The 281-nt window shown below is 66.9% G+C and carries 1 pseudogene; it reads left to right on the top strand.

The annotated features are described in order from the left end of the window. Nucleotides 1–281, top strand: a pseudogene (locus AB9K35_RS02095) (methyl-accepting chemotaxis protein); the annotation flags it as partial.

The following is a 281-nucleotide window of genomic DNA, read 5'->3' on the forward strand; positions in this document are numbered from 1 at the left end:
GAGATGCAGCGCCAGCAGCAGCAGGTGGTCGACAACCTCAGCAACGGCCTGATGTGCCTGGCGGAGGGCGACTTCTCGCAGCCCATCGACACCCCCTTCCCGCCGGAATACGAACAGCTGCGGCAGAATTTCAACAGCACCGTCAGCAACCTGAACGCCACCGTGCAGCAGGTGATCGCGGCCTCCGGCAGCATCCGCAGCGGCGCCGCCGAGATCAGCCAGGCCTCCGACGACCTGTCGCACCGCACCGAAAGCCAGGCCGCCACCCTCGAACAGACCGC

This window comes from Leisingera sp. XS_AS12 (assembly GCF_041224635.1).
GTDB lineage: Bacteria > Pseudomonadota > Alphaproteobacteria > Rhodobacterales > Rhodobacteraceae > Leisingera.